Origin of the sequence: Micromonospora sp. NPDC005220 (assembly GCF_040607895.1) — a bacterium.
Taxonomy (GTDB): domain Bacteria; phylum Actinomycetota; class Actinomycetes; order Mycobacteriales; family Micromonosporaceae; genus Micromonospora.
Map to the genome: position 1 here is coordinate 1 of NZ_JBEXHP010000197.1, position 5,764 is coordinate 5,764.

At 76.4% G+C, this 5,764-nt stretch carries 1 protein-coding gene; it reads left to right on the plus strand.

The window, feature by feature from the left end; all coding sequences use genetic code 11:
- A partial coding sequence (locus tag ABZU52_RS31725; protein WP_354974602.1) for a type I polyketide synthase occupies window positions 1-5,764 on the plus strand: 5,764 nt, incomplete at both ends.

A 5,764-nucleotide genomic window follows, 5' to 3' on the forward strand; every position in this document is an offset into this window, starting at 1 on the left:
GTCGTCGCGGACGACGACGCCCTGGCCGCCCTCGTCGCCGGCCGGGAGCACCCGGGCCTGGTCCACGGCACCGCACCGGCGGCGGCCCGGCCGGTCTTCGTGTTCCCGGGTCAGGGTTCGCAGTGGACCGGGATGGGTCTGGAGTTGTGGGACTCGTCGCCCGTCTTCGCGGCGGAGATGCGGGCGTGTGACGAGGCGCTGCGCCCGCACACGGGCTGGTCGTTGCGCGACGCGCTGGCTGGCCCCCTCGACAGGGTGGACGTGGTGCAGCCGGCGTTGTTCGCGGTGATGGTCTCCCTCGCCGGGCTGTGGCGGTCCTGCGGCGTCGAACCGTCGGCGGTGGTGGGGCACTCGCAGGGGGAGATCGCCGCCGCGTACGTGGCGGGCGCTCTGTCGTTGGACGACGCCGCGCGGATCGTCGCGCTGCGGAGTCGGGCGCTGCGGGCCGTCGCCGGTCGGGGCGGGATGGTGTCGGTGCCCTTCGCCGACGTGGACCCGGGGGAGTTGTCGGTCGCGGCGCTCAACGGTCCGGACTCGACGATCCTGTCCGGTGACATCGACGCGGTCGAGCGGTTCCTCGCCACCGAGCCGAGGGCCCGGCGGATCGCCGTGGACTACGCGTCGCATTCGTCGCAGGTGGAGGCGGTCCGCGACGAGATCCTGACCGCGCTGGCCGGCATCCGGCCGCGCGAGGCGCGGGTGCCGTTCCACTCCACGGTCACCGGCGAGCAGTTCGACACCACCGGTCTGGACGCCGGCTACTGGTACCGCAACCTGCGGCAGACCGTCCGCTTCGCCGACGCGGTCGCGGGGATGGACACCCTGATCGAGGTCAGCCCCCACCCCGTGCTCGGCCTCACCCTCGGCACCCTGCGCCGGGACCAGCACGACCTGGACCCCGCGCTCGCCCGCGCCTGGGCCGCCGGGGTGCCGGTGGACTGGACCCGCCGCTACGCCCCGTACCAGCCGGCCCGGGTCGCGCTGCCCACGTACCCCTTCCAGCGCCGCCGCCACTGGCTGGAGGCGCCCGCCGCCCCGCCGACCGGCGGGCCCGGGCAGTACCGGATCGCCTGGCACCCGACCACGGTGCCGGACGCCACGCTGCGCGGCACCTGGCTGCTCGTCACCCCCACCGACGCGCCGCACCCCGACCTCGCGCCGACGCTGACCCGGCACGGCGCCACGGTCCGGCACCTCGCCGTCGCCACCGGCGACGACCTCACCGCCGGCCTGCGCGAGGCCGTCGCCGCCGGGCCCGTCGCCGGCGTGCTGTCCCTGCTGGGGTACGACGAGAGCCCGCACCCGGCGCACCCGGACGTGCCCACCGGCCTGGCGGCCACAGTGGCGCTCGCCCAGGCCCTCGGCGACACCGGAATCGACGCCCCGCTCTGGCTGGCCACCCGATCCGCGGTCTCGACCGGCCCGGGTGACCCCCTCGACGCGCCCACCCAGTCGCTGATCTGGGGTCTCGGCCGGGTCATCGGCCTGGAACACGGCGACCGCTGGGGCGGCCTTGTCGACCTGCCCGACGAGATCGACGCCCCGACCGGCGCGCGGCTCGCCGCCGTGCTGACCGGACGCGACGCCGAGGACCAGGTCGCCATCCGTCCGCACGGCGTCCTGCTGCGCCGCCTGGTGCCAGCGCCCCCGGACCCGACCCCCCGGACGCCCTGGCAGCCCTCCGGGACCGTGCTGGTCACCGGCGGCACCGGAGCCCTCGGCGCGCACGTCGCCCGCTGGGCCGCCCGGCACGGCGCCGAGCACCTGGTGCTGGTGAGTCGCCGGGGACCCGACGCGCCGGGCGCCGACCGGCTCCGGTCGGACCTCACCGGGCTGGGCGCCCGCGTCACAGTGACGTCCTGCGACGTCGCCGACCGTGACCGGCTCGCCGAGGTCATCGCCGAGTACCCGCCCACCGTCGTCGTGCACACCGCCGCGGCCCTGGACGACGCCGTCGTGCAGCACCTGCGCCCGGAACAGCTCGCCACCGCGCTGGCCGCGAAGGCCACGGCCGCCGTCCACCTGGACGAGCTGACCCGACACCTCGACCTCCAGGCGTTCGTGCTGTTCTCCTCGATCGCCGGCACGCTCGGCGTACCCGGACAGGCCGGCTACGCCCCCGGCAACGCGTTCCTCGACGCCGTCGCCGAACGTCGACACGCCGCCGGCCTGCCCGCCACGTCGATCGCCTGGGGCGCGTGGGCCGGCGGCGGCATGGCCGCCGAGGCGGGCGTCGACGAGTTGCTGCGCCGGCACGGGCTGCCGCAGATGCCGCCGGAGACGGCGCTGGACGGCATGCGCCGGGCGGTCGAGGCCGGCATCCCGACCGTGGCCGTGGTCGACGTCGAGTGGGACCGGCTCTACCTGGCGTTCACCGCCTCCCGGACCCGGCCGCTGCTGCACGCCGTCCCCGAGGTGCGCGCCATCCGCGCCGCCGAGGCCCGCCGGGCGCAGCCGGCCCCGCTCACCGCCGTCGCCGTCCAGGACCGCCGGCGCGCGCTGCTCGACCTGGTCCGCGAACACGTCGCGGCCACCCTCGGGCACACCGGGCCGGACCAGGTCCGCGCGGACCGCTCGTTCAAGGACCTCGGCTTCGACTCGCTCACCGGTGTGGAGATCCGCAACCGGCTCGGCGCGGCCACCGGGCTGCGGCTGCCCGCCACCGTCGTCTTCGACGAGCCGACGCCGCGCGCGCTGGCGAACCGGCTGCACGGGGAGCTGTTCGGCGACGCGACGGAGGCCCCCGTCGTGACGGACACCGGCGGCCACGACGGCGATCCGGTGGTGCTGGTGGCGGCGAGCTGCCGCTTCCCCGGCGGCATCGACAACCCCGAGGACCTTTGGCGTACGGTCGTCGCCGGCCTCGACACCGTCGGCGCGTTCCCCGACGACCGGGGCTGGCGCGACGACCTGTACGACCCGGACCCGGCGCGGCGCGGCACCTCGTACGCCCGCGAGGGCGCGTTCCTGCGCGACCCCGCCGGGTTCGACGCCGCGTTCTTCGCGATCAGCCCGCGCGAGGCGCTGGCCATGGACCCGCAGCAGCGCCTGCTTCTGGAACTCGCGTGGGAGGCGACCGAGCGGGCCGGCATCGACCCGTCGACGCTGCGCGGCAGCCGGACCGGCGTGTACGCGGGCACCAACGGCCAGGACTACCCGGCAGTGCTCGCCGGCACCGATGCCGCGCAGGGCGGCGAGGGCTACCTGGTCACCGGCAGCGCGGCGAGTGTCTTCTCCGGTCGCATCGCGTACGCCCTCGGGCTCGAAGGGCCCGCCCTCACCGTCGACACCGCCTGCTCGTCCGCGCTCGTCGCCCTGCACCTGGCCGCGCAGGCCCTCCGCCGCGGCGAATGCGACCTGGCGCTCGCCGGCGCGGTCACTGTGATGTCCACCCCGGCGCTGTTCGTCGAGTTCAGCCGTCAGCGCGGGCTCGCCCCGGACGGCAGGTGCAAGCCCTTCGCGGCGGCCGCGGACGGGACGGGCTGGGGTGAGGGCGCCGGCATCGTCGTCCTTGAACGGCTCTCCGACGCGCGCCGGCACGGGCACCCGGTGCTCGCCGTGCTGCGCGGCAGCGCGGTCAACTCCGACGGCGCCAGCAACGGCCTGACCGCCCCGAACGGTCCCGCGCAGCAGCGCGTCATCCGGCAGGCGCTGGCCGACGCCGGCCTGACCGCCGCACACGTCGACGCGGTGGAGGCGCACGGCACCGGCACCACCCTCGGTGACCCGATCGAGGCGCAGGCACTGCTGGCGACGTACGGGCAGGACCGGGAACGCCCGCTCTGGCTCGGGTCGGTCAAGTCGAACCTGGGCCACACCCAGGCGGCGGCCGGCGTCGCCGGTCTGATCAAGATGGTCGAGGCGCTGCGGCACGGCGTGCTGCCGCCGACGCTGCACGTGGACGCGCCGACCCCGCACGTGGACTGGTCCGCCGGCGCGGTGCGGCTGCTCACCGAGGCGACGCCCTGGCAGCCGCGCGACGGCGAGCCGCGCCGCTTCGGCATCTCGGCCTTCGGCATCAGCGGCACCAACGCGCACGCCGTCCTCGAAGCGCCACCGGCCGAGGAGGTGTCTCCGGTCGACCCGGCTCCTTCGGTCGACCCGGCTCCTTCGGTCGACCCGGCGGTGCGGTCCGGGTCGGTGCCGGCGGCGCTGCCGTACCCCCTCGCGGGGCAGAGCCCGCCAGCGCTGCGGGAGCAGGCCGACCGGCTGCGCGTCGCGTTGCGCGCCGGCACCGACGCCACGGACGTGGACGTGGCGTACTCGCTCGCCGTCACCAGGGCGGCCCTCGACCACCGCGCGGTGGTGGTGGCCGCCGACCGCGACGAGCTGCTGCGCGGGCTCGACGCCCTCGCCGACGACCGTCCCTCGGCGCGGCTGGTCCGGGGCGTACCTGGCGGCGGGGACGACGGGCTCGCCTACCTGTTCACCGGCCAGGGCAGCCAGCGCGCCGGCATGGGCCTCGCGCTGTACGACACCTTCGACGCGTACGCCGAGGCGTTCGACGCGGTGTGCGACCGGCTCGACAGGCACCTCGACAGCCCGATCCGCGACGTGCTGCGCGACGACCCGGTGGCCCTCGACCGCACCGAGTACGCGCAACCCGCCCTGTTCGCCGTCGAGGTCGCCCAGTTCCGGCTCCTGGAGAGCTGGGGCGTGCGACCGTCCCGGATCGCCGGGCACTCCGTCGGCGAGATCGCCGCCGCCCACGTCGCCGGAATCCTCGACCTCGACGACGCCACCGCGCTCGTCGCCGCGCGCGGCCGGCTCATGCAGGCGGTACGCCGCCCCGGGACGATGGCCGCCGTCGAGGCCACCGCCGAGGAGGTGCAGCCACTACTGAACGGCCACGGGAGCGCCGTCGGACTCGCCGCCGTCAACGCGCCCCGCGCCTGCGTGGTCTCCGGCGACCCGGACCACGTACACCGGATCAGCACCCACTTCCGCGAGTTGGGCCGCAAGGTCCGGGCGCTGCGGGTCAGCCACGCGTTCCACTCCCCACACCTGGACGCCGTACGCGACGACTACCGCCGGGTCGCCGAGACCCTGCGGTACGCGACCCCACGGATCCCGCTGGTCTCCACTGTCACCGGTGCGCCGCTGACCGCCGCCCAGGCCGCCGACCCGGGTTACTGGGTCCGGCAGCTCCGCGAACCGGTGTGGTTCCTCGACGCGATGCGCCGGTTGCGCGCCGACGGGGCGACGACCTACCTGGAACTCGGACCGGACGGGGTGCTCGCCGGCCTCGCCGAGCAGTGCGTCGGCGTGGCCGGGGTGCCGGTGCTGCGCGGGGAGCGGCCCGAGGTGGCCGCGCTGATGAACGCCGTCGGCCACCTGCACGTCAACGGCGTACGCCTGGACTGGGAGGCGGTGTTCGCGGGCACCGGGGCACGCCGGACCGCGCTGCCCACGTACGCCTTCCAGCGCCGCCGCTTCTGGCCCGGCACCGGCGACGGGACCGCCGAGGCGGTGCGTACCTGGCGCTACCGCATCGGGTGGCAACCGCTGCCCGAGGCGGCACCCACCCGACCGGAGGGCACCTGGCTGGTCCTCCAGGACCGCCCGGACCCGCTGGTGGACGCCCTGCTCGCCGAAGGCGTCGGAGTGCTGGCCACCACCGACCTGCCCGGCCCCGCACGCCTGGCCGCCGCCGGACCGATCGCCGGGGTGCTGAGCCTGCTGCCGCCCGACGGCACGCTGGCCGCGATGCGGGTGCGGCGGCGGCAACGTCGCTCACCGTCCGCCCGACCGCCTCGGCCGGGTC